Annotated in this window: 18 protein-coding genes and 1 tRNA gene; 13 read left to right on the top strand and 6 right to left on the bottom strand. The window is 70.2% G+C overall.

The annotated features are described in order from the left end of the window. Positions 1-74 precede the first annotated feature (74 nt). The 13 genes from ndk (at position 75) to C5E10_RS09985 (ending at position 11,209) form a co-directional block, all read left to right on the top strand. A complete protein-coding gene (gene ndk / locus C5E10_RS10045) occupies positions 75-497 on the top strand; it encodes a nucleoside-diphosphate kinase (RefSeq protein WP_104331510.1) in 423 nt (140 codons plus the stop codon). Positions 498-602: 105 nt separating this feature from the next. Next, positions 603-1,865, top strand: a complete 1,263-nt coding sequence (locus tag C5E10_RS10040) for a M20 family metallopeptidase (protein WP_104331509.1) — start codon at positions 603-605, stop codon at positions 1,863-1,865. Positions 1,866-2,152: 287 nt separating this feature from the next. Then, positions 2,153-4,795, top strand: coding sequence for an Rne/Rng family ribonuclease (locus tag C5E10_RS19400; protein ID WP_258071074.1), 2,643 nt, complete (start codon positions 2,153-2,155; stop codon positions 4,793-4,795). A gap of 222 nt (positions 4,796-5,017) precedes the next feature. Beyond that, positions 5,018-5,326, top strand: a complete 309-nt coding sequence (gene rplU, locus C5E10_RS10030; RefSeq protein WP_068481311.1) for a 50S ribosomal protein L21 — start codon at positions 5,018-5,020, stop codon at positions 5,324-5,326. Between the two features lie 18 nt (positions 5,327-5,344). Next, positions 5,345-5,599 (top strand): 50S ribosomal protein L27, encoded by a 255-nt coding sequence (gene rpmA / locus C5E10_RS10025; protein ID WP_068481308.1) that lies wholly within the window; start codon positions 5,345-5,347, stop codon positions 5,597-5,599. A 105-nt stretch (positions 5,600-5,704) separates the two neighbouring features. Next, positions 5,705-7,213, top strand: a complete 1,509-nt coding sequence (gene obgE / locus C5E10_RS10020; protein ID WP_104331508.1) for a GTPase ObgE — start codon at positions 5,705-5,707, stop codon at positions 7,211-7,213. A gap of 28 nt (positions 7,214-7,241) precedes the next feature. Continuing rightward, positions 7,242-7,511: a hypothetical protein gene (locus C5E10_RS10015; protein WP_104331507.1), complete on the top strand. Its 270-nt coding sequence runs from the start codon at positions 7,242-7,244 to the stop codon at positions 7,509-7,511. 21 nt (positions 7,512-7,532) lie between these two features. Beyond that, complete coding sequence (nadD, locus tag C5E10_RS10010) at positions 7,533-8,162, top strand: nicotinate-nucleotide adenylyltransferase (RefSeq protein ID WP_104240830.1); 630 nt, start codon at positions 7,533-7,535, stop codon at positions 8,160-8,162. Continuing rightward, entirely contained in the window at positions 8,159-8,953 is a 795-nt protein-coding gene (locus tag C5E10_RS10005; protein ID WP_104331506.1) for a hypothetical protein, read from the top strand. Before nadD ends, C5E10_RS10005 begins: the two co-directional genes overlap by 4 nt. Before the next feature lie 70 nt (positions 8,954-9,023). Next, positions 9,024-9,428: a ribosome silencing factor gene (gene rsfS / locus C5E10_RS10000; RefSeq protein ID WP_104331505.1), complete on the top strand. Its 405-nt coding sequence runs from the start codon at positions 9,024-9,026 to the stop codon at positions 9,426-9,428. A gap of 5 nt (positions 9,429-9,433) precedes the next feature. Beyond that, on the top strand, positions 9,434-10,219 hold the full coding sequence (locus C5E10_RS09995; protein ID WP_258071073.1) for a sulfite exporter TauE/SafE family protein: 786 nt from the start codon (positions 9,434-9,436) through the stop codon (positions 10,217-10,219). Positions 10,220-10,295: 76 nt separating this feature from the next. Continuing rightward, positions 10,296-10,371: transfer RNA gene (locus tag C5E10_RS09990), tRNA-Ala, on the top strand. Positions 10,372-10,456: 85 nt separating this feature from the next. Beyond that, positions 10,457-11,209, top strand: coding sequence for a DUF1345 domain-containing protein (locus C5E10_RS09985; RefSeq protein WP_181062717.1), 753 nt, complete (start codon positions 10,457-10,459; stop codon positions 11,207-11,209). 24 nt (positions 11,210-11,233) lie between these two features. On the opposite strand, the gene C5E10_RS09980 is transcribed toward C5E10_RS09985, so the two are convergent. From C5E10_RS09980 to C5E10_RS09955, 6 genes are all read right to left on the bottom strand, one after another. Continuing rightward, positions 11,234-11,503, bottom strand: coding sequence for an acylphosphatase (locus C5E10_RS09980; RefSeq protein ID WP_160070539.1), 270 nt, complete (start codon positions 11,501-11,503; stop codon positions 11,234-11,236). Between the two features lie 104 nt (positions 11,504-11,607). Continuing rightward, positions 11,608-12,372 (bottom strand): 4'-phosphopantetheinyl transferase superfamily protein, encoded by a 765-nt coding sequence (locus tag C5E10_RS09975; protein WP_181062716.1) that lies wholly within the window; start codon positions 12,370-12,372, stop codon positions 11,608-11,610. Further along, a complete protein-coding gene (locus C5E10_RS09970; protein WP_104331502.1) occupies positions 12,369-13,169 on the bottom strand; it encodes an ABC transporter permease in 801 nt (266 codons plus the stop codon). Before C5E10_RS09970 ends, C5E10_RS09975 begins: the two co-directional genes overlap by 4 nt. Then, the gene (locus C5E10_RS09965; RefSeq protein ID WP_104331501.1) at positions 13,166-14,149 is read right to left on the bottom strand and encodes an ATP-binding cassette domain-containing protein; all 984 of its coding nucleotides are present in this window, start codon (positions 14,147-14,149) and stop codon (positions 13,166-13,168) included. The genes C5E10_RS09970 and C5E10_RS09965 overlap by 4 nt, the downstream gene beginning before the upstream one ends. Then, positions 14,146-14,355: an MbtH family protein gene (locus C5E10_RS09960; protein WP_104298996.1), complete on the bottom strand. Its 210-nt coding sequence runs from the start codon at positions 14,353-14,355 to the stop codon at positions 14,146-14,148. Before C5E10_RS09960 ends, C5E10_RS09965 begins: the two co-directional genes overlap by 4 nt. Positions 14,356-14,435: 80 nt before the next feature. Continuing rightward, positions 14,436-24,869, bottom strand: a complete 10,434-nt coding sequence (locus C5E10_RS09955) for a non-ribosomal peptide synthetase (RefSeq protein ID WP_104331500.1) — start codon at positions 24,867-24,869, stop codon at positions 14,436-14,438. Positions 24,870-24,951 lie beyond the last annotated feature (82 nt).

Raw genomic sequence — 24,951 nt, 5'->3', positions numbered from 1 at the left:
CCAGCTGACCTGCACGCATTCACCGAACGACCTGGCCCCTCGCAGGGCCGACCACCACGATCAATGGAGGAACCATGGCAACCATCGAAGAGACGCTCGTCCTCGTCAAGCCGGACGGCGTTCAGCGCGGCCTCACGGGCGAAGTGCTTCGCCGCATCGAGACGAAGGGCTACTCGCTCGTCGACATCCGCCTCGTCCACGCAGACCGTGCGCTCCTGTCGGAGCACTACGCGGAGCATGAGGGCAAGCCGTTCTACGAGGGCCTCCTCGAGTTCATGCAGTCGGGGCCGACCGTCGCGATCCGCGTCGCGGGCCACCGCGTCATCGAGGGCTTCCGATCGCTCGCCGGCACGACCGACCCCACGACTGCCGCGCCCGGCACGATCCGGGGCGACCTCGGTCGCGACTGGGACGCCGGTGTGCTCCTCAACATCGTGCACGGCTCCGACTCCGTCGAGTCAGCCGAACGCGAGCTCGGCATCTGGTTCGCGGCCTGAGCGACTCGAGAGGTGGACGACTCGGTCGGGCTTCGGCCGAGTCGTAGGCTTCGCAGGAGGCGGGCCGTCAGGTGCGAGAACATTGATTCGGGGGCGAGTTGCGAGATGAAGGCTGGGAGATCGTCGTCGACGGAGCACAGCGAGCGGCTCGACGAGCTGGCCTCGGCGTGGCGGGCTGCGCTGCGCGAGGAGCTGCCGGCGGCCGTCCGGCTGCGTCAGGAGCTCCACGCCGACCCCCGGCTCTCCGGTGAGGAGAACGACACCGCCGCCCGCCTCGAGGGCGAGCTCGGCGACCGGGTCACGATGCACCGCATCGCCGACTCCGGGCGCATCGGGCGCCTCGGCCCCGCAACCGGGGGCGCCGTCGGGGTGCGCGCCGAGCTGGATGCGCTGCCGCTGACCGAGCTCACCGGGGTTCCGTTCGCCTCATCGAACGGCGCGATGCACGCGTGCGGGCACGACGTCCACCAGGCGGCGCTCGTCGCCTTCATCCGGGCCGCGGACCACCTCGACCTCCCCGTCGGACTCGTGCCGATCCTGCAGCCACGGGAGGAGACCTACCCCTCGGGCGCGCATCAGATCGTGCAGGAGGGTGGCCTCGAGCGGTTCCAGGTCGAGCACGTCATCGGCGCGCACGTCCACCCGGGCGTGCCGCGCGGGGCGATCGCGATCGGCGGCGGCTACATCAACGCGGCTGCCGATGAGATCGAGATCTCGCTGCAGGGGAGAGGCGGCCACGGCGCGTATCCGCACCAGGCTGCCGACCCCGTCGCGGCCGTCGCCCAGATCGCGCTCGGGCTCCCCGAGGTCGTCCGTCGCACGATCTCGCCCATGAACCCGGCGGTGATCAGCGTCGGGACGCTCTCTGCAGGCGAGGGCGCTGCGAACGTGCTGCCCTCGAGCGCCCGGTTGCTCGCGTCGATGCGCACGACGGCGCCGAAAGACCGCGAGCTCCTGTTCGCGGCCGTGCAGCACCTCGCGGTGCGCACTGCTGAGGCGTACGGCACGGAGGCGATCGTGCACATGCACCAGAACATGCCCGTCCTCATCAACGACACCCACCTCGCGTCGGACGCCGATGACTGGCTCGCGCGCCTCGGTGTCGACGGGGCGGAGCCCATGCGCTCGCTTGGTGGCGACGACTTCTCGTACTACTGCGACGAGGTCCCCTCGATCATGTGCTTCGCGGGCGTCGAGACGGCAGGCCTGCCTGGGCCCGGAGGCGCCTACGCCCCGACACTCCACCACCCGCGCTTCCTTCCGACGGAGGATGCGGTCGGGCTCGTGGCGAGCGCGTTCCTCGCCGGGTACTGCGCGGCCGCCGAGCGCATCCTCGGCATCGCACACCACAGGCGGGTCCTGCCCTGACGGTGGGCGCACAGCCGAAATCGGGCCTGGATGCGGTGGCCGTGCGATACTGGAAAGGTCGACCGGGCAGAGTCCCACGGCACCCGAAGTTTTTCAGGCACGAGCCACGAGCAGAGCAACGCTCCGTCGCACGGGCCGCAGGCAGGATCGCCGCAACCGCGGCACACCACGTACAACCTTTCCGCCGAACGGGCGGAGACCATTTTCGATGAGGATGCATGGCACCTTCATCGCCCGGAGGGGTGGGCGCACGCTTTGCGCCACGCCGGAGTAGGAGCACACCAGAAATGGTGACCACAAACGAATCAGACCAGAACACCACCGATGAGCAGTTCGACGCGGAGACGGGCCAGGAGTCCGCGACTGCGGCAGAGGTAGGCGCAGCGCAGCAGGAGTCGACCGAGGAGTCCGCGTCGTCGGTCCCGGCAGTCATCTCCTCGACGACGCTCTTCTTCCTGCAGCCAGATCTGCCCCCGATGCTGGAGCGCAGCCCACGGGAAGATCGCGGCCGCGGTCGCCGTCAGGACGACGAGCCGTACGAGCGCCAGGAGCGCGGCGACCGGAACGATCGCTACGACAGGCAGGACCGCAGCGATCGCTCCGACCGCGGCGAGCGCAACGATCGCTCTGACCGCGGCGAGCGTTCTGACCGTGGCGACCGCTCGAGGGAGTCGTCGCGCGACGACCGCCGGCAGGCCCCGGCGGAGCGCCAGCAGTCGACGACGCGTCGTCGTCAGTCCCGCGAGGAGCAGCCGGTCGAAGAGCCCGTGCTCATCACGGAGCCGCAGAAGATCAAGGGGTCCACGCGTCTCGAGGCGAAGCGTCAGCGCCGCCGCGAGGGCCGCGAGAGCGGTCGTCGCCGCCAGGTCATCACCGAGTCCGAGTTCCTCGCTCGTCGCGAGGCGGTCGACCGCGTCATGCTCGTCCGCGCCAAGGACGACCGCGTCCAGATCGGCGTGCTCGAGGACAAGGTGCTCGTCGAGCACTACGTCGCGCGTTCGCAGGAGTCGTCGCTCATCGGCAACGTGTACCTCGGTCGCGTGCAGAACGTGCTCCCGAGCATGGAGGCAGCATTCATCGACATCGGGCGCGGCCGCAACGCCGTGCTCTACTCCGGTGAGGTCGACTGGGCCGCTGCGGAGGTCGGCGGCAAGTCGCGTCGCATCGAGAACGCCCTCAAGCCGGGCGACCGCGTGCTCGTCCAGGTCACGAAGGACCCGATCGGCCACAAGGGCGCCCGCCTCACGAGCCAGGTGTCGCTGCCTGGTCGCTACCTGGTCTACGTGCCGGGGAACTCCATGAACGGCATCTCCCGCAAGCTCCCGGACACGGAGCGCGCACGCCTCAAGAAGATCCTCAAGGAGACGCTGCCGGCAGGCGTCGGCGTCATCGTGCGCACGGCTGCCGAGGGTGCGACCCAGGATCAGCTCGAGCGCGACGTCAACCGACTCACCGCGCAGTGGGCCGACATCTCCTCGCGCATCGAGGCGGGACCCGCTCCGGCGCTCCTGCACTCCGAGCCCGACCTCCTCGTCAAGATCATCCGCGACGTCTTCAACGAGGACTTCCACAAGATCGTGATCCAGGGCAGCGAAGAGCTCGAGACCATCACGAACTACCTGCACCAGGTTGCCCCTGACCTCGTCGACCGCGTCGAGGCGTTCCAGGGCGCCGACGTCTTCGCCGAGTACCGCGCGACCGAGCACATCGAGAAGGCGCTGGACCGGAAGGTCTGGCTGCCGTCCGGCGGCTCGCTGGTCATCGACCGCACGGAGGCCATGACGGTCGTCGACGTCAACACGGGGAAGTTCGTCGGATCCGGCGGCAACCTCGAGGAGACGGTCACCAAGAACAACCTGGAGGCGGCCGAAGAGGTCGTCCGCCAGCTGCGTCTTCGCGACATCGGCGGCATCATCGTCGTCGACTTCATCGACATGGTGCTCGAATCGAACCGCGACCTCGTCATGCGTCGCCTCATCGAATGCCTGAGCCGTGACCGCACCAAGCACCAGGTCGCAGAGGTGACGAGCCTCGGGCTCGTTCAGATGACCCGCAAGAAGCTCGGTCTCGGCCTGCTCGAGACGTTCAGCGAGCCGTGCGAGTCCTGCGCTGGCCGCGGCGTCATCGTCTTCCACGACCCGGTGCTCAAGCACCGTGGGGGAGCGCCGGACAGCAGCGCGAACGCGAAGAGCAGCCGCAAGGGCCGCGGTGGTCAGCAGCGTGAGCAGCAGGCACCTCGTGCCGTCGCAGCTCCGGCCGCGACGTCGACGCACGGCATCACCGAGGAGGCGCGGGGCGCTCTCTCGAAGATCGCGGCGTCGACGCTCACCGGGCAGAAGCAGGGCGAGCCTTCGGAAGAGCAGCAGCCCGTCGTGCAGGCAAGCGCCCAGGCGTCGGTCGCCGACGAGCGTGGCAGCGATGAGCAGTCCGGGCAGCAGGGTGAGTCGCGTCGTTCGCGCCGCGGTCGCAGGCGCGCCAAGACGGATGCTCAGGCTCCCGCATCGTCAGAGGCTCCGGAGCAGGCACCAAGCGGGCCGGTGACGCTCGACCGCAACGCGGTGCAGCAGTCGGATGGCGACGACCGCAAGGCGCGTGCCAGCGAGAACCTCTTCGACTTCGACTCGGCCCAGAGCGCCGAGCCGGCACAGACCAAGCGCGAGGCCGACCCGGCAGCGCTTCGTGAACTCGACTCGCTGCTGGATGCGCTGGTCACCCCAGAGGGTGAGCAGCCGTCGGCAGCAGACGAAACGACCGAGGCCCCCGCCGCGGTCGAGGTGACGACGCCCGCCGCCGCTCCTGAGAAGGTTCAGGATGCGCCGACGGCGTCTGCGCCGAAGGCAGCGCAACCGGCGACGGTTGAGCCGCCCAAGGGTGCTTCGGGGCGTCCGCGCCGCCGCCGCATCACGACGCCGCCGCTCTCTGCCGAGTAAGATGGCAGGGTAGGGCGACCGGACGCGAAAGCGTCGAGTGGGTGGGTGCGCTTGCGCGCACCGACCCTGCCGGGTAAAGTGGTTCGCTGTTGCACGTTTGCATTCGTGCTGGCATTCCCTCGCCCGGTTGCAGGGCAGAGTCAGCTCGCCGCAGCGAGCAGGGCTTCCAGAGTTTGAAGACACAGCGTCCGACCTTGTCGGGCTCGGAGAAAAGGTACTGAAGTGGTATTCGCAGTTGTGCGCGCCGGTGGACGGCAGGAGAAGGTAGAGGTGGGCACTGTGCTCACCACGAACCGTGTTGTTGCCGACAAGAAGGGCAACGTCACGCTTCCGGCTGTGCTGCTCGTCGACGGTGAGACCATCACGAGTGACGCAGAGAAGCTCGCTAAGGTCACGGTGACTGCAGAGGTCCTCAACGACCTCCGCGGCCCGAAGATCGTCATCCAGAAGTACAAGAACAAGACCGGTTACAAGAAGCGTCAGGGCCACCGTCAGGAGCTCACGCGCATCAAGATCACCGACATCAAGTAAGTCGAGGAGCAGACTTCAATGGCACACAAAAAGGGAGCGAGCTCGACTCGCAACGGCCGTGACTCGAACGCTCAGCGCCTCGGCGTGAAGCGTTTCGCGGGCCAGACCGTCAGCGCGGGCGAGATCCTCGTCCGTCAGCGCGGCACGCACTTCCACCCCGGCGCCCTCGTGGGCCGCGGTGGCGACGACACGCTGTTCGCCCTCTCGGCAGGCATCGTCGAGTTCGGTGCGAAGGGCCGCCGCAAGGTGGTCAACATCGTCGCTGGCGAATAGCAGCAAGCACAGTCCCTGAATCCAGGGCGGTGTCAGGATGAGGGGCGGGCCACGGTCCGCCCCTCATCCGTATTTTCACGACTTATCGTTCTACAGGAGCTCTTCATGGCCACCTTCGTCGACCAGGTGACGCTGTATCTGCGCGCTGGAGAGGGTGGCAACGGCTGCGTCTCTGTCAAGCGCGAGAAGTTCAAGCCACTCGCCGGCCCCGACGGCGGTGATGGCGGCAACGGCGGCAGCATCACGTTCTACGCCGACCCGCAGGAGACGACGCTGCTGTCGTACCACCACAAGCCGCATCGCTCGAGCGACAAGGGCGGCTTCGGCATGGGCGATTGGCGCAACGGGTACACCGGTCAGCCGCTCGATCTGCCGGTTCCCATCGGAACGGTCGTCCGTGACGCGGACGGCGTCGAACTCGCTGACCTCTCCGAGCCCGGCATGCGCTACGTCGCTGCCGAGGGCGGACAGGGTGGCCTCGGCAACGCGTCGCTCGCCAACACGAAGCGCAAGGCGCCGGGCTTCGCTCTGCTCGGCACGCCAGGCGAGGAGCTGCAGGTGCAGCTCGAGCTCAAGATCGTCGCGGATGTTGCCTTCGTCGGCTACCCGTCTGCTGGCAAGTCGAGCCTCATCGCGGCGATGTCCGCGGCCAAGCCGAAGATCGCCGACTACCCCTTCACGACGCTCCACCCGAACCTCGGCGTCGTGCAGGCGGCCCAGTACCGCTACACGGTCGCCGACGTTCCCGGCCTCATCGAGGGCGCGAGCGAGGGCAAGGGACTCGGCCTGGACTTCCTGCGGCACGTCGAGCGGTGCTCCGCGCTGCTGCACGTGCTCGACTGCGGAACGCTCGACCCGGGGCGCGACCCGATCAGCGACCTCGATGTCATCCTCGAGGAGCTCGGCAACTACCCGGTGCCAGAGGGGCAGACGCCCCTCCTGGAGCGCCCGCAGTTCATCGCGCTCAACAAGATCGACCTGCACGATGGGCGTGAGCTCGCCGAGTTCGTGCGCCCCGAGCTGGAGGAGCGCGGCTACCGTGTCTTCGAGATCTCGACGGTGAGCCACGAGGGCCTCAAGGAGCTCTCCTTCGCGCTCGGTGAGCTCATCGACCGCGACAGGGAGGCCAAACTCGCTGAGCTGGCCATCAAGCCGCGCATCGTGCTGCGTCCGCGCCCCGTCGACGAGAAGCCGTTCGAGATTCGCGTCGAGGGCGGGACGCACGGCAACACGTACCGGATCCTCGGCGAGAAGCCACAGCGCTGGGTCGCGCAGACGGACTTCGCGAACGACGAGGCCATCGGCTACCTCGCGGACCGCCTCAACAAGATCGGTGTCGAGGAAGCCCTCTTCAAGGCCGGTGCAGTCGCCGGTTCGGCCGTCATCATCGGGCCTGGCGCGCAGGGCATCGTCTTCGACTGGGAGCCGACGCTCACGAGCGCGGCAGAGCTCACGGTCTCGCCGCGTGGCACGGACAGTCGCCTCGAGGAGAGCAGCCGCACCACAACGCGTGAGCGGCGCGAGGGCTACTACGAGCGCATGGACGGCAAGGCCGCGGCGCGTGCCGAACTCGAGCGCGAACGCGAGGGTGGCGTGTGGAGGGTCGACGAGTGACCTCGCGAACATTGGTAGGGTGGGACGCATGATCGAGCTGATTCCCGCTGCGCTTGCTGATGCCGTGCTGGCCCAAACCGTGCTGGCCGAAGAGGGGCACCACATCGTCAACGAGCTGGTGATGCCCCCGATCATGTTCGGTGTCGTCACGCTCGTCGCCTTCGTTGCCCTCATCGTCGTCACGTACGCGTTCCGCAACACGTGGCACAGCAACCCGGTCGACTCCAAGGTCGTGCCTTACGAGCCGTTCAACCACGCTGGCGTCATCGAGGCCGGCTCGGAGCACTCGAAGCACTAGCGCTGAGCCGCGCCCCCCCCTATGCCTCACACCGTCGAGCCTTCCCCCGTTCCCGAGCGCCGCAGAGTCGGCGTCATGGGTGGAACCTTCGACCCGATCCACCACGGGCACCTCGTGGCGGCGAGCGAGGCGGCGGCGCACTTCGATCTCGATGAGGTGCTCTTCGTGCCGACGGGGAAGCCGTCGCACAAGTCGCACGTCACCCCGGTCGAGCACCGCTACCTGATGACGGTCATCGCGACTGCCTCGAACCCCAGGTTCAAGGTGAGTCGCGTCGACGTCGACCGCGACGGCCCCACCTACACGATCGACACCCTGCGCGACGTTCAGCGACTCCGTCCGGACGCAGATCTGTACTTCATCACGGGTGCGGATGCCATCGCGCAGATCCTCGGGTGGAAGAACTCGCTGGAGCTGTTCGAGCTCGCCCAGTTCGTCGCGGTCTCGCGGCCAGGCCACGAGATGCGCACCGACGGCATCCCCGCCGACAAGGTGACGGCGCTCAAGATCCCAGCCCTGGCGATCTCCTCGACGGACATCAGGGCGAGGGCCTACGAGGAGAAGCCGGTCTGGTACCTGGTGCCAGACGGTGTCGTGCAGTACATGGCCAAGCACAGGCTGTACACGGCAGAAGAGATTGATGCCATATGAGTGACGCCCCACTGACTCGCCGCGAGCTTCGCGAGCTCGAACGTCGCCGCGAGAAGGGCGAGCAGCCCGAGCTCCCGACGATGGCGCCGACGGTCTCCGTGGAGGCTCAGGCGGGCTCCGACGAAGCGGCTCCAGCCGCTCCTCTCGTTCCAGCCGCTCCTGCCCCTCCTGCTGAATCGGCCAAGCCGGCTCAGCTCGCATCCGGCGTCGCGCTCGAGGCTCCGCTCCAGGTGGACGGCCTCTCGCCGACGCCGATCGACGTGCCGGTGACGCTCGAGGCCCCTGAGGTCCCCGAGCTGCCTGGCGACTCGTTCAATCGCAGCCCGGCGGCCGTCGAGCAGGAGGCGCAGGAGGACGGCACGAGCGGCGACTACTTCCGACGCCTCGTCATGGCCAGCCACTCCACGGACGAGACGCCGACCGGCATGATCGTCATGCCGGAGATGAGCTCACCCGACATCACCGGCGCCCTCAGCGGCGCGGGCGATCTCATGATCACGGGCAAGATGCAGGTCTCCCGCGAGCTCTCCAACTTCGGCACGCTGACGACGGGGCTCGACTCGCCGGAGATCGACCACGCTGACGAGGGCGACGAGCAGCTGCACTCGAGGGTCGTCGAGGAGCACAGCCCTGTCGCGGCCAGCCGCGCGGTGCGCGAGCCTGGAATGCCGCTCGCACCCCGCCGCGGGCACGGCGTGCGGCTGTCGATCTGGGCGGTCGTGAGCGGCCTCGCCGTCGCTGTGGCTGGCGTTGTCGCAGTGATCCTGGGTATTGTTCAGGGTTGGTTCTGATCAGCTGGCGAGCGCATCGCCTCTCGGACACCACGTTGAGCTCTTCTGGGCTCTCAATGAAAGGGACCGAATGACCGCGAGCACGCGAGCAATCGAACTGGCAGACATCGCAGCGAGGGCTGCCGACAAGAGACTGGGCTTCGACATCGTCGGCCTGGATGTCTCGAACAACATGCCGCTCACGGACATCTTCCTCCTCGTCTCCGGTCGCAACGAGCGCATGGTGCTCTCCATCGCCGATGAGATCGAAGACGCGATGCGCGACATCGGGCAGCGCACGCTGCGCCGTGAGGGCCGTCGCGAGGGCCGCTGGGTGCTCCTCGACTTCAACGACATCGTCGTGCACGTCTTCCACGAGGAGGAGCGCACGTTCTACGGGCTCGAGCGCCTGTGGAACGACGCACCCGTCGTGAAGCTCGATCTCGGCGAGGGCGACGCGGCCGCCACCGAGTCGAACCAGGCCGAGCAGAGCTGAGCAGCGTGACGCCCCGCAGGTCGACGGGCGGATGGGCTTGGCTCATCCTCACCGGCTTGCTCGCGGGCTTCCTCTCGGGGCTCTTCGGGGTCGGCGGGGGCATCCTCATCGTGCCCGCACTCGTCTATCTGGTGCGGCTCGACACCCGCCTGGCCGCTGGCACCTCGCTGCTCGCCATCCTGCCGTCGGCGATCGTCGGTGTGGTGACGTACGCGGTCGGCGGCAACGTCGACCTGCTCCTGGCGGGGCTCCTGGCCGTCGGCGCGATCGCGGGTGCCCCGCTCGGGTCGTGGCTGCTGGAGAAGATCTCGAAGCGCACGCTGCAATGGGCGTTCATCGCGTTCATCGGGGTTGTCATCGTCTCGCTCTTCCTCGTCGTGCCCTCGAGGGACGCGGCAGTGCACATCGATCTGCTCGGTGGCGCTCTGCTGGTGTTCCTGGGCCTCTGCACGGGCGTGCTGTCCGGCCTGCTCGGCATCGGCGGGGGAGTCGTGGTCGTGCCGATGCTGGTCGTGCTCTTCGGCTCGAGCGACCTGCTCGCGAAGGGCAGCTCCCTGCTCATGATGATTCCGACGGCGCTGTCCGGCACGATCAGCAACCTGCGACGCAAGAACGTGGATGTGGGCGCCGGCCTCGCGGTCGGTGGCGCCGCCTGCCTCACGACGAGCCTCGGGGGCTTGAGCGCAGCCGCCATCTCGCCGTCGCTCGCGAATCTGCTCTTCGCGGCCTTCCTCGTCGTCATCGCGGTTCGCATGGGCGTGGATGCGTGGCCCCGTCGCACCGCTCGGTAGCGACACGCGCTGGCCGCCTCGATTTGGTGCGTCCCAGCTTCTGAGCTATTATTTTCGAGTTCCCGGAAACGGGTGCGGGTCTGTGGCGCAGCTGGTAGCGCACCTGCATGGCATGCAGGGGGTCAGGGGTTCGAATCCCCTCAGATCCACCACGAAGCCCCGGTCAGCTGAAGCTGACCGGGGCTTTTTCGTGCGCGCTGCCGCTCGATTCCCCGCGCGATGCGGGAGGATGGCCGCATGGCGAGACGCATCACGGGCGACACTGCACGGGCCAACTGGAGCGCGCTCGTCGCGCTGCCGTTCGCAGCGGCCTTCTACCTGTTCGTGGCGAGACGCCTCGGCGTCGAGATCGGCGACACGGTTCGCTACCTCGTGAGCGTCTTCATCGTGTTCTGGCCCCTGTTCGGAGCGGTGTACCTGGTCTGGACGCACCTCGCCTATCGCAACGCGGACGCGGTGCAGCTGCGTGTCGCCTCGAGGCGAGAGCGCATCACGAAGCGCCGCTGGTGGCACCGGCTCGTCGGCTACGGGGGAGCGACGGACTGGACGATGGCGGGCGCCATGGTCGCGGTCGCCCTCACGGTCGCGATCGCGCAGGAACCTGCCTTCCGCGACCAGACCATCTTCGTGGTGCTCGGACTCGCCACGGTCGCGGCCTCGTGGGCGCTCATGGTCTACGCGTTCGCGTTGGAGTACCTCCGCCTCGACGCCGTCGCTGATGCTGAGGCGGAGCTTGGGGGAGCGGACGAGCGCGAGCGTGGTGCTGCGCGCCGGTCGCAGATCGTGTTCCCGTTCGAGGAGGAGCCGCGCTTCGGCGACTACCTGACGCTCGCGGTGCTGATGTCGACGATGGCCGCGACGGCGTCGGCCGAGATCACGTCGCGCCGCGGCTGGCGCATCGCCCGGACCAACGTGGTGCTGGCGTTCGCGTTCAACTCGGTCATCGTCGCCATGATGGTCTCGGTGCTCTTCGGCGGGCTCACGACCTAGGAAGTGAGGCCGGCGCAGGGAGGCTCAGCGCACGACGCGGAAGCCCTCGGTTCCCTTGGGGGTCCGCTCGGAGACGCGAGATGCGGTGACTTCGGCGTACGGGGGCCCTTTGCTCATCCACGCGAGGAGCGCATCCACCTGGTGCTCCTCGCCTTCGAGCTCGGCTTCGACCCGGCCGTCGTGCAGGTTGCGGACCCAGCCGCTCACCCCCAGACGCTGCGCCTCCTGCGCCGTGGTGAAGCGGTAGCCGACACCCTGGACAGTCCCGGCCACGATGACGTTGACTCTCCGCATAGCCACATTGTGCGTTCCACGCCTGGAATCCGGGAAGATGCCGGCCGGTGTGGGGTGAGAAGCACAGCCTTTTCCCACCTGGCGGGCTCGGGGAACTTCCGCGGTCAGGTCAGGTGCGAGAGCTCGCCTACGTCGTAGCCGGTGTCCGGGAGGCAGCCGAGCTCGGTCAGCAGCTCGGGCATGCTCCACAGCCGCACCTCCTGCGGGCGGTTGGTGGCGATCGATCCCGCCGCGCTTCCGCCGATCGCGAGTGCGCGGACGCTCACGGAGGACGGACCAGATGCGGGGCTCGGCGCACCGTGGACCAGGCTCCAGGAGGGGTGCCCATCGAGCGGATGCTCCTCGACGAGCAGCGAGGACGGCTCGTCTCGGAGGCCACGGCCGGAGACCTTCAGCGCGGCCTCCTTCGCCGTCCAGAGGGCGATGCGAGCAGCGACGCCCACCCGCTGCGTCGACGTGGGCATCCGCAGCCTCTCTGCTGGGTGCAGGGCGTACGCGTCGAACTCGGACCACAGCTGCGCCGGCACGGTCTCGATGTCGACGCCGATCGCATCCGCCGGGTCGGCGATCGCGACGAGTACCCGGCCGCTCGTCGTCGAGGAGCTGAGCGAGAGGTCGCTGCTCGTCGGCTGCCCGTGGCGCCCGCCGCAGTCTGCGCAGCGGCGGTCGATGTGGAGCTCGCCGGCCAGCTCGAGCGGGACCCCGCGGCCCCAGGCCGCCAGCAGCCGGAGGGCGGCGCGCCCCGCCAGTGTGCGGCGCCGCAGCTCCTCGGTGCTCCGAGCACTGGCGGCGGCGAGGTCGTCGGTGCTCGCGCACTGCGACGCCGCGTCGAGGACCTCGTCGATGCCAGCGGCGAGCACGGCGATCATCGGCGGCTGATGCGGCGGTACTGCCACACGGCGATCGGCGCGAAGATCGCGATGATCGCGACGCTGCACAGGAACGCGTAGAGGACGGCGTTCTCTGAGGGCCATCCTCCGGCAGCCGTGAAGCCGCTCGGTGCCGCGTTGTCGAAGAGCTCCCTGACGGCGCTGGCGACCGCCGTGACCGGGTTCCACTCCGCGAACGCGCGAAGCGGGCCGGGGAGCATGTCCGCCGAGACGAAGGCACCCGAGATGAAGCAGACGGGGAACAGCCACAGGAGGCCGAGGCTCTGTGCGACCTCGACGCTCTTCGCGGTGAGCGCGATGGTCGCGCCGATCCAGGAGGTCGCGAAGGCGAAGAGCAGCAGCAGCGCGAAGGCGGCGAGCACTTCGAGCGGGCCGGATTCGACGCGCCAGCCGATCGCGATTCCGCACGTCAGGATCACCGCGATGGAGATGATGCTCGTGACGAGATCGGAACTCGTCCGCCCGAGGATGACGCCGACGCGCGACATGGGGAGCGTGCGGAGCCGGTCGATGAGGCCCGACTGCAGGTCCTTCGCGAGATAGACGGCGGTGAACGAGGAGTTGAAGGTCAGGGTCTGGGCGAGGATGCCGCCGATCAGGAACTGGCGGTAGTCGGCGCCGCCCAACGCGCCGCCGAAGACGAAGGCGAGGATGAGGACGAAGATGATGGGCTGCGCGATGCCGGTCACGAGGGCGCCCGGCGTGCGCTGCACGTTGAGCACGTTCCTGCGTGCGACGATGCTGCCGTCGCGGAAGGCTGCGGTGATTGCGCTCATGCGGTGACCGCCTCTCGCTCGTCGTTGGAGTGCAGCTCGGCGGACGCGTCGTCGGGTCGCTGCCCCGTGATCTGGAGGAAGACCTCGTCAAGCGTCGGCTGACGCAGCGCCGCCTCGATCGTGCCGATCCCGGCCTCCGAGAGGCCGGCGAGCACGGCCGCGAGATCACGGCTGCCGTTCGGTGCCTTGGCGGTGATGCGCACGGCGCGGTCGTCAAGGGACGCCTCGCGTCCGACCGCGGCGACGATCTGGAGGGCCCGGTGGCCGTCCTCCGCTCGCTCGAGCACAAGATCGATCGCCGCTCCTCCTGCCCGCGCCTTGAGCGCCGACGCGGTGCCCTCTGCCACGATCCGGCCCGAGTCGATGACCGAGATGGCATCGGCCAGCTGGTCGGCCTCCTCCAGGTACTGGGTTGTCAGGAGCACCGTCGTGCCTGCCGTCGCGAGCGTCTGGATCGCATCCCAGGTATCGCGACGCCCGCGCGGGTCGAGTCCCGTCGTTGGCTCGTCGAGGATCACGACGGGCGGCCTGGCGACGATGGCGCCGGCAAGGTCGAGGCGGCGGCGCATACCGCCCGAGTAGTCGCCCGCGCGCTTCTTGGGGTGCAGGTCATCGAGGCGGAAGTCGCGCAGCAGCTCGTTCGCGCGTGCCTTCGCGTCTCGGCGCCGCATGCCGTAGAGCTGTCCGACCATCGTCAGGTTCTCGACTCCGGTGAGCTTCTCGTCGACGGCCGCGTACTGGCCGGAGACGCCGATGCTGCGGCGCACGTCCTGGGCCTCGCGCCGGACGGAGTGGCCGGCGACCTGCACGTCGCCGGCATCCGGGTCGAGGAGGGTCGTGACGACTCGGACGGTGGTGGTCTTGCCCGCCCCGTTCGGGCCGAGGAGCGCGTGGACGGAGCCTGCTGGGATCTCGAGGTCGACGCCGTCGAGCGCGGTGAAGTCGCCGAAGCGCTTCCTGAGCCCGCGGATCGAGATCACGAGACCGCCAGGTCGCGCTCGCGGACGGGCGTGATGTCTCGCCAGTTCTCGGTCACGTAGTCGAGGCAGGCCTGCTTGGGGGCTGGGCCGTAGACGACGACCCAGCCTGCGGGCACGTCGGCGAAGTCAGGCCAGAGGGAGTGCTGCTGCAGCTCGTTGACGAGGACTCGGAACTCTGCGGAGATGTCATCGAACGGATTGGTCATGATGTTCCCTTCTCTGTTCACGCGGGGGTTCGTGAGTGAGGTGGCGCGAATGGTTCTCCAGGTGCTTCGGAGCAGGCTCGCTATCGGTTGGCAAGCGGTGCATGTGAATCGGACATGAGCGTGTCGATCACTGGGGCGATCACGCGGAGGGAGGCGTCGTCGAGCAGCGCCGAGTGGCGAGCCTGGACTCCGCTCGAGGTGACCCGACCCGTGGCGTGCGCCGCCCAGGCCTGTGGGGTTGGCCGGTCTGCAGGCACGTCGACCCGCGCCTCGAACACGTGCAGCGCACCCTCGAAGGTGGGGATCGGGGTCGTGTCGAGCAGCGCCCCGACGCGGAGGAAGCCGCGCACCATGCGGTCGATGCTCCGTGCAGGGATGTCCGCGAGGGGGTTGCCCGCCTCGGCCAGGACCGCGCGCACCGCTTCGGCGTCGAGCTCGCCCGCCGGGGCCGCCACCTCGTTGGCGTCGAGGAACGCGCGCCACATGCGGTCGCCACCGTCGACTCCGGCGACGGAGGAATGCTCCGTCGGGTAGGCGTCGATGATGGCGAGGAGCTCGACCTCGTCGCCGCCGCGCTGGAGGTGGGCGGCGAGGTGCTGCGCGAGGCGTCCGCCGAAGGACCATCCGATGATCCGATACGGGCCCTCGGGCTGCACGCTCTTCATGGCCTTCACGTACTCGTCGAGCAGCTCCTCGAGCGAGCTGTGCTCGAATTCGTGGTCGACATCGGGGGCGATGCCGGGCAGCTGCAGTCCGTAGAGCGGTCGGCTGCCCTCGAGGTGCGCGAGAAGCCCCGCGAACTTCCAGGAGATTCCGCTCGCTGGGTGGACCGCGAAGAGCGGCTCCTGGCCCGCGGTGGGGCCGTCCGCGTCGCGCGCCGGGCGCAGCGGCAGGATCATCCGAAGGCTCTCCGCGATGTCGCCGCCACCGTCGCTTGCGAGGGCGGCGAGGCCCTCGACCGACGGTGCCTGGAAGATGGCTTGCACGGGCAGCTCGGTGCCGAGCGCATCGTTGACGGCCCGGATGGTCGGCTGTGCGACGAACGAGTGGCCTCCGAGCGCGAAGAACGAGTCGTCGGCGCGGACGTCGTCGATGCCGAGCGTCTCGGCGAAGGCCGCTGCCACGGCCAGCTCGGCGCGTGTGCTCGGAGCGCGCCCGGTGCCTCCGCTCGCCTGGTGCTCCGGGAGGGCGTCTCGGTCGAGCTTGCCGTTCGGGGTGAGCGGGACGCGCGTGATGACCCTGATGCCGACCGGATGCATGTAGTCGGGCACCCGTCCGCGGACGGCCGCGAGCACCTGATCGGCCAGCTGTTCCCGCGCCGTGTCGTCCGACTCGGCGGGCAGCTCGCTCGGCACGATCCAGGCGCCGAGCACGGTCTGTCCGGCCGACTCGACGGGAAGGACCACGGCACTGGCGACGCCGGGCTGCTCGGCGATGACGCGGGTCAGCTCCTCGGGTTCCACGCGGTGTCCGCGGATCTTGAGCTGCGCATCGGTGCGGCCGAGCGAGACGACGCGGCTGGGCTCGTCAGGCATCGCGTCCCGCACGACCACGAGGTCGCCGGTGCGGTACATGCGGCTGCCGTCGCGGGCGAAGGGGTCGGCGACGAAGCGCTCGGCGGTGGCTGCTGAGCGGCCCGTGTAGCCGTCGGCGAGCTGGGGCCCGGAGAGCCAGAGCTCGCCGATGCTGCCAGCTGGTGCCGGTCGGAGGCGGGCATCGAGCACGTGGCCGACGACGTCCCGAGTCGTGGATCCGAGCGTGGGCTCCTTCGTGTCCTCGATGCTGGCGAGCATCGAGTCGACGCCGACCTCGGTCGGGCCGTACAGGTTCCAGGCACGGGTGCTGGTCCGGCGACGCAGCCAGGTCCAGAGCTCGCCGCTGATCGCTTCGCCGCCGAGGAGGAGCGTGAAGCTGTCCGCGGCTGAGAGGGAGTCGAGCCAGTGCTCGAGGCCCGTCTGCGCGGTGAGCGCCTCGACGTAGCTCGGCGTCGTCTCCCATGCCCTGATCTGCCGGTCGGCGAACAGCTGGACGAGCGCCTCCGGGTCGCGGCGCACGTCGTCTGCGACGACGTGCAGCTCGTGGCCGCTCGCGAGCCACAGGATGGGGTCCATGGCCGCGTCGAAGCCGACGCCGGTGGTGTGCGCGACGCGGATGCGGCGCTCGGCGGCGTCCGGCAGCAGGGTCGAGCGGTGGCTGCGCAGGAGGCTCGCGAGAGCGCGGTGGGGCACCTGGACTCCCTTGGGGACCCCGGTCGTTCCCGAGGTGAAGATGAGGTAGGCGGGGGCGTCGAGCTGCGCGGTGCGCACCTCGGAGCCGCCGGTCTTGCCCGCCTCGCCGCCGGCGCCGGCGCCTTCGGCGAGGATCTCGTCGAGTCCTCCGTCGATGACCAGCGCGGGACGGGCCGCATCGAGCATCGCGTCGACGCGCTCGCTCGGGTACTCGGGGTCGATGGGCATCGCGACGGCACCGGCCCGCCAGATCCCGAGGAGAGCGGCGACGGTGTCGACCGACCGTGGCAGGCGGTAGGCGACGACGCCGCCCCGTTTCACGCCGCCGCGACGCAGCGCCAGGGACACCTGCTCAACTCGCTCGGCGAGGGTCCGGAAATCGACCGCACCGTCCGGGGCGACGACGGCCGGTGCGTCCGGGGTGCGCTCCGCCGCGGCATCGAAGGCCTCGAGCACGGAGCGGAGGTCCGCGTCCGCAGCCACGTCGCCGTCAGGCCGCCAGGCAGGCAGCCGTTCCGGGGTGCCAGGGATGGTGATCGACGCGAGCGGTGCATCCGGGGTCTCGGTCGCGACCGTGAGGAAGGCGAGGAGCCGCTCGACGAGGCCTTTGGCCGCCGCCTCGCTGAACAGCGCGGAGTTGTACTCGAGCACTCCTGGCACGTCGGAGCCGGCCTCGGCCGGGCGCAGCGTGAAGGACAGGTCGAACTTCGCGCCTCCCGTGCTCTCCGGGGCCACGGGCGAGACATCGACGCCGGGGAGCGCAAGCGGCAGATCGCTCTGCTCTTCCACGGCCAGCATCGTCTGGAACAGGGGGTGGCGTCCGAGGACGCGTTCCGGCGCGACGGCCTCGACGATGCGCTCGAACGGCACCTGCTCGTGGTCGATGCCGAAGAGCGCTGACGCTCGTGCGGCCTCGACGGCGCCTGCCAGGGTGGCGTCCTCTCCGAGCTGGATCCTGAGGGGCAGCGTGTTGACGAAGAACCCGATCAGATCGCTCAGGTCAGCATCCTGGCGCCCCGCCGACGGGGCCCCGATCACGAGGTCCGTGCCCGAGCCCGTGCGCATGAGGAAGCCGGCGAGCGCGCCGAGCCAGCCGTGGAAGCCGCTCGCGGACGTGCCGGCGGCGACGGAGCCGAGACCGGTGGCGACGTTCGCGGGGACCGTGAAGGCCAGCTGGCGCGCCGGCTGGGCGCTCCCGGCTTCGCGGGCGCCGTCTGCGCTGAGCTCCAGCACCGACGGCGCACCGTCGAGGAAGTCGGTCCAGTCGGTGAGCTCGCGTGCTTCGCGTGCCTCGTCCTCGTGCGCCGTGAGCAGGCGCGCGAAGTCGGCGAACTGGGCAGGCAGCGGGCGCCGGAGTGCTGCGGAGCCGCTCCTTCGCGCCGTGTACGCGGTTGCGAGATCGTGGGCGAGGGGGGCCAGCGAGGCTCCGTCGGTCGCGATGTGGTGGATGACGAGCTGGAGCAGCCAGGATCCGTCGCCCAGCTCGGAGAGTCCCGCGCGGAAGGGCAGGTCGCGAGTGAGGTCGAAGCCGGCGGAGGCGTCGACCGGCTCGCTCTGGAGCAGGCCGGAGACCGGGGCGTGGATGCGCTGCACAGGTGCCCCGTCGGCCTCCGGGTAGCTCGTGCGCAGCACCTCGTGGCGGGCGACGAGGTCGTCGAGCGCGCCGACGAGCGCCTCCCGGTCCAGTTCGCCGTCGAGCCGAGCGCTGAGGACGACGTTGTAGTCGCCGGAGCTCGGCGCGAGTCGGTTGAGGAACCAGAGGCGGGCCTGACCGGGGGAGAGCGGGAGCGGCTGTCCGGCCACGCGGGGGTTCGCTGCCGTCCACGCTCGAAGCGGCGGGCGCGTGCTGGAGACCACCATGTGGGCGCCCTCGGTGCGCTCGCCGGTGCGGCCGAGCAGCGCCAGCAGGCCAGCAGGCGTGGGGGCGTCGAAGATCGCGCGGAGCGCCGGTGCGGTGCCGAAGCGCGTGCGCAGCTCCCCGGCAAGCGCGACGGCGAGCAGGGAGTGCCCGCCGAGGCGGAAGAAGTCGTCGTCCAGTCCGACCTCGTCGAGGCCGATGACGGCGGCGAACGCCGCGCAGATGGCGCGCTCGTCCTCGGTCTGCGGGCGCCGCGAACCCGCGGCGGACTCGGGCGCGGGCAGCGCTGCGAGGTCGACCTTCCCGTTCGGGGTCAGGGGCAGACGCTCGAGCACGGTGACGCTCGAGGGCACCATGTAGTCGGGCAGTGCGGCACGGGCGTGGGCGGTGACGGACTGGCCGTCGGCGGTCCCGGCGACCCAGGCGACGAGCCGCGCGCTGTCCTGTCCGGCAGGCGCGTGGATGGTCGCGACTGCGGCATCCACGCCAGCCGTGCGCTCGAGGCTGCGTTCGACATCCCCGAGCTCGATGCGGTAGCCGCGCAGCTTGATCTGGTCGTCGTCGCGGCGGAGGAACTCGAGCTCGCCCGATCCGTGGCGGCGGACGATGTCGCCGGTGCGGTAGAGGCGGGTGCCGTCGCCGGAAGGGTCGGCGATGAAGGCGGTCGCGGTCTCGGCGGCTCGCCCACGGTAGCCGTGCGCCTCCGAGGCGCCGGCGAGGTGCAGCTCTCCCGGCACTCCGTCCGGCACATCCCTGAGGAATGTATCGAGCACTCGCGCGGTCACGTTCGCGACGGGGCGGCCGATCCGCACGTGTCCTGGTTCGCTGATGCGGGTGACGACGGAGTCGACGGCGAACTCGCTCGGGCCGTAGAGGTTCCACGCGTCGACACCGTGCGCGGTGAGGAGGGAGTCCCAGAGCTCACGCGAGACGGCCTCGCCGCCGAGTGCGATGAGCAGGGGCGTCTCCCGGTGCGCGGCCCGGTCGAGGAGTCCCGTGCTGATGAGCTGTCGGACGTAGGAGGGTGTGGTCTCGAGTACGTCGATCGCGGCGTCGTCGACGCGCTGCACGAGCTCGTCGGCGCTTCGCCGCGTGCCGTCCGTGGCCATCACGAGCGCGGACCCGGCGGCGAGCCAGAGGATCGGGTCCCAGGCGGCGTCGAAGCCGAGGCCGGCGACGTGGAGCACGCGCGGGGCTCGCCCGTCGAGGCGTGAGCGCAGCGGGGCGATCATGGCGTCCTCGTGCTGCGCCTGGACGTTGGCGAGCGCGGAGTGCGGGACCTGCACGCCCTTGGGCGTGCCGGTCGTGCCCGACGTGAACACGAGGTAGGCGGGCTGCTCGGGGCGGGGGAGCTCCGGCAGGCTCGTGTCTTCGGCGCTCTCCCCGAGCGCGACGAGCGCGGCCGGCGCGGTTGCCGGAGTGCCCGAGTCAGCGGCGAGGGCGGTGAGCCGGTCCGCATCGCTGGCGATGAGCATCGCGGGCGTGCTCGCCTCGAGGATCTGCGCGACGCGAGCGTCCGGGTAGTCGATGTCGATGGGAACGGCGATCGCTCCGCTGCGGAGCGCGGCGAGCACGAGGGTCACCGCGTCGCCAGAGCGCGCAAGCGCGACGGCGACGCGATCGCCGGGACGCACGCCGGAGGCGACGAGCCCCAGGGCCGCGGCGTCGACGCGGGCTCCGAGCTCGGCGAACGAGAGGTTTTCGTGCTCGTCCTCGAGCGCAGAGGCCTGGGGTGCGCGGCAGATGCTGGCCGCGAGCACGTCGAGGACGGTCCCTTCGACGGTCAGCGAGCGGCCACGGGCCTGCGTGTCGATGCGGTGCCGCGTCGCGGCGTCGACGGCGGGGATCTCCGAGAGGGAGCGGTCGATCGTCTCGACCATGGCGGCGAGCATCCGGTCGACCGTGTCGCGCATGCGCTCGATCGTCGATTCGTCGAAGAGGGCGAGGTCGTAGGCGAGCGCGGCCTCAAGCGGCCCCTCGTCGCCAGCGGGCGTCGAGAAGTCGAGCATGAGGTCGGTCTTCACGCCCGCCGTCGTCACCTGGCCAGGGACGGTGACCTCGACGTCGCCGAGGTCGAGCCGCGCTGGTTCTGTGTTCTGCAGCGTCAGGAGCACCTGGAAGACGGGGTGGCGATCGGCGACGCGAGGGGGGCGGACGGCGTCGACGACAGCATCGAAGGGCACGTCCTGGTGCGCGTAGGCGTCGGTGTTCCCCGCCCGGACTCGCTCGATGAGCTCGGCCAGGGTCGGGTTGCCGACGAGCGAGGTGCGCAGCGCGACCGTGTTGACGAAGAAGCCCACGAGCCGCTCGAGCTTGGGGTCGACGCGGCCCGCGACAGGTGTGCCGAGGACGATGTCGGTGCCAGCGCCGTGCTGACCGAGCGCGGCTGCGACCGCGGCGTGGAGGACGATGAAGAGGCTCGTGCGGTGCTCCGAGGCGACACGGCGCAGCGCGAGGTGGCGTTCGGCGTCGAGCTCGAAGGCGAGGTGCCCGATGTCGCTCGGCCGGCTCCCGCGCTCGCGGTCTCGCGGCAGGTCGATCTCGTCCGGTGCGCCCGCGAGCGCCCGGCGCCAGAAGTCGAGCTGGGTGCTCATGGCGCTCGTGGAGTCCTCCTCCGAGCCGAGCGACTCCCGCTGCCACAGGGTGTAGTCGGCGTAGGAGACGGGCAGCGCGGGGGACGGTGCGGCGCTCGAGCCGGCGGACTCGGGGGCCGTGCGCGCCGTGTAGGCGGCGGAGAGGTCGGCGGCGAAGGGCGCGAGCGACCAGCCGTCCGAGGCGATGTGGTGCATGGTCGCGACGAGCACGTGCGAGGTCGCGGAGCGGCGCAGGAGGACAGCGCGCAGGGGAACCTCGACGGTCACGTCGAAGGGGCGCAGCGATTCCTGCCTGACGATCTCGTCGACGCGGTCCGCGGGGACCTCGACGGCGGTGAAGGAGGGGGCGCCCTCGTCGATCGGGAGGATGCGCTGGCGCGGCTCCCCATCGATGTACGGGAAGACGGTGCGCAGCGGCTCGTGGAGCTCCGCGACGTCCCGGAACGCCCAGCGCAGGGCGGCAACGTCGAGCTCTCCGTCCAGGTGCAGCACGACGGGGATGTTGTAGGCGCTCGAGCCTGGCTCGAGGCTGTTCAGGAACCACAGGCGACGCTGGGCGAGTGAGACGGGGAGCTCGTCCGAGTGGGGTGTCGGAACGAGCGGGAGCGCCCGAGCGGCGTCGGCATCCTCGGCATCGAGCGAGGCGAGGCCTGCGACCGTGGGCCGCTCGAACACGTCGCGCACCGTGACCTGGCGTTCGAGGCGCTCGGAGAGCTTCGAGGCGAGCTTCGTGGCGAGCAGCGAGTGCCCTCCCGCGGCGAAGAAGTCCTCGTCGACGCCGATCGAGGTGATGCCGAGCACGTCGGCGAAGGCCTCGGCCGTGACGCGCTCCGCGCGAGTGCGGGGCTGCTGCACGGGGTCGCTCGGCGCCTGGTCCGGCGCGGGAAGTGCGCGCCGGTCGAGCTTCCCGTTCGGCGTCATCGGCAGCTCGCTGAGCGCGAGCACGCTGCCCGGAACCATGTAGCCCGGCAGCTCGGTCGCGAGGGAGGCCCTGGTGCGAGCGGCCAGGTCCGTGATCTCGCTGTCACCGGTCACGTAGCCGACGAGGCGGGCGGATGCGCCTTCGCCGACGACGATCGCGGCGGCGGCCGAGACGCCGGGCTGCCGACGCAGCGCGGCCTCCACCTCGGCGAGCTCGACCCGGTAGCCGCGGATCTTGATCTGCTCGTCGATGCGGCCCAGGAAGCGGAGTGAGCCGCTTCGGCGACGACGCACGACGTCTCCGGTGCGGTACATGCGCGTCCCGTCGCCGGCGAAGGGGTCGGCGAGGAAGCGCTCGGCGCTGAGGCCTGGCTGCCCGACGTAGCCTGACGCGACGTTCGCGCCGGCAAGGTACAGCTCGCCGATCGCGCCGTCGGGGACGGGCGTGAGCGATGCGTCCAGAAGGTAGTGGCGCGTGTTGCGCACGGAGGTGCCGATGTGCGGCTCGGAGCCGCTCTCGATCGGCGCGATGAGGCTGTCGACGGTCGTCTCCGTCGGCCCGTAGAGGTTGAGGGCGCGGACATCGTGCTGCGCCGCCAGGGCATCCCAGAGCGCGGGGCCGACCGCTTCCCCGCCGAGCGCGATCTCGGTCGGGTAGCGGTCCTGGTCGAACAGCCCGCCGGCGATCAGCGCTTCGGCGAACGAGGGGGTCGTCTCGATCGCGTCGATCCCGTGCTCGGCGAAGTACGCGGCGAGCCGCTGGGGGTCACGACGGACGTCGTCGTCGATCATGTGCAGCTCGTGGCCCGCGAAGAGCCAGAGCAGCGGGTCCCAGGCGGCGTCGAACGAGAGGCCAGCCGTGTGCGCGACCCTCGCCGGCCTGCCGAGGCGCTCGGCTGCGGGGTCGAAGATCTCTGCTCGGTGGTGCTCGAAGAGGTTCCGGAGGGCGAGGCGGTCGACGCCGACGCCCTTGGGACGGCCGGTGCTGCCCGAGGTGAACACGACGTAGGCCAGCTCGGAGGGAGCCACCGTCGGAAGGCCGCTGGGGTCCGCCGTCTTCCGACGCCAGGCGACCGACGTGTCGGCGTCGATCGGGAGGGTCGCGACCCGCCACTGCGCTCCCGCCGCCAGGTCGCGCTGCTCCTGCGCCTTGCTCGTGAGCAGGAGCGCTGGCTGTGCGTCTTCGATCATGTTGCCGACTCGGTCGATGGGGTACTCGGGGTCGAGGGGGACGTACACGCCGCCGGCCTTGAGTACCGCGAGCACCAGCACTGGGAGGTGACGGCTGCGCTCGATGCGCACGGCGACCGTGCGCCCCGCACCGACGCCCTCGCCGACGAGGTGGTGGGCGAGCCTCGTCGAGAGCGCGTCCAGTTCAGCGAAGGTGAGTGTGCCGTCTGCGGCGACGACGGCCGTCTCCGCGTCTCGGACCGCTGCGACCTTCGAGAAGGCACGCAGCACGGACTCCTGGCCGATCGGGACATCGTCGCCTGAGCCCTGCTCGAGGAGCCCCGCGATCTCGTCGGCGCGCACGACGTTGGCGTCGGTGACGGTGGTGGTCGCCGGCTCGTCGAGGACCTGCGAGAGCAGCTCGAGCATCCGCCAGGCGTGCTCGCGCAGGACGTCGCTCGTGTACAGCTCCGCGTCGCCCTCGAGCTGGAGCGTCGGCGCGGCTGCCTCGCTCGTGAGCCCCGAGATGACGACGGACAGGTCATGCACCGGTCCCGTCGACAGGATGTTCACGGTGCCCCGCGCGCGGCCGAAGACCAGCTCGTCGATGACGGGGAGGAGATTGACGGAAGGGCCCGCGAGTGCGTGCGTCTGGGCCACCTCCTCGACTCGGAACTGCTGGTGGGCGACGGCGCCGCGGACCGCGTCACCGGCGTTCGCGATGACCTCGGAGAGGCTGAGCCCCGCGGAGACGTCGACGCGCAGGGGGAGGATGCTCGAGAGCATCGAGGGGGTCGTCTTCGCGACCTTTCCGCGCCGCGCTGTGACCGGCAGGCCGAGGGAGACCCGCGCCTGTCCGGTCATCTTCGACAGGTACAGGGCCACGAGGCCCACGGCCGTCTTCGGCAGGTCACGGCCCAGCGCTCGGAGCCGAGCCGCGTCGGCGTCCGGGATGCTCGTCGAGACGCGCACGACGCGCTTGGCGGCGCGTCCGGTCGTGCCCTCGAGGCCCGTGACGACGCTGTCGTCGGCGAGCTGGGCGCGCCAGTAGTCCGCATCCGCCTCGTGCTTCTCCGACGACGCGTACTCGTCGAGATGCTCGTGGAGCTCGCGCAGACCGGGCAAGGGTGAGGCGGTCCTCGCGGCGAGGTGTGCGATGGGTCCGGACAGGAGCGTGCCGAGCACGCCGCGAGGGGCGCTCTTCTCGAGCCGGGAGTATGCGCCGGCGAGGTAGCGCAGGCCGACGACGGCCGAGTAGCCGTCGAGGAGCACGTGGTGGACGCGCTGGAACAGGAGCCAGCGCTCCTCCGCGACGCGGTACAGGGTCGTGCCGAGCAGGTCGCCGCCGGTCATCGACCGGGGGGTCTCCAGCTCGAGGTCCATCCGCTCGCGGGCGACCCGGACCGCCTCCTCCTCGCCGAGCCGACGGAGATCGGACGTCGTGAGGAGGTCAGCCGTCGGGGAGGGGCGCTCGATCACTGCGTACGGCCCGTCGCTGTCCTCGGCCAGCACGAGGCTCATCGCGTCGAGGTCGGCAACCGTCTTCGTGAACGCGATCCGCAGCAGCCGCTCATCGACCTGGCCACGGAGATCGAGGTACTGCCCGATCTGGTAGCTGGGGTTCTCGGGGTCGAGCTGCTGGGCATACCAGATGCCCAGCTGCGCTGCCGTGAGGGGAAGGCGATCTGGGGAACCTGCGGTGGTCTGCTGGTTCGTCTCGATGCGGCGGCTGGTCTCGGTCACTGTGCGCTCCTCATAGAGGTGCCGAGGTCTCCCTCGGCACCTGATGTCCTGCTCGGCGTGCGGCGCTGGCCGCTGGGGTGCC

It is taken from the genome of Pseudoclavibacter sp. RFBG4 (assembly GCF_002931515.1).
Taxonomy (GTDB): domain Bacteria; phylum Actinomycetota; class Actinomycetes; order Actinomycetales; family Microbacteriaceae; genus Pseudoclavibacter.
This window is presented reverse-complemented; position numbering and strand designations above follow the sequence as displayed.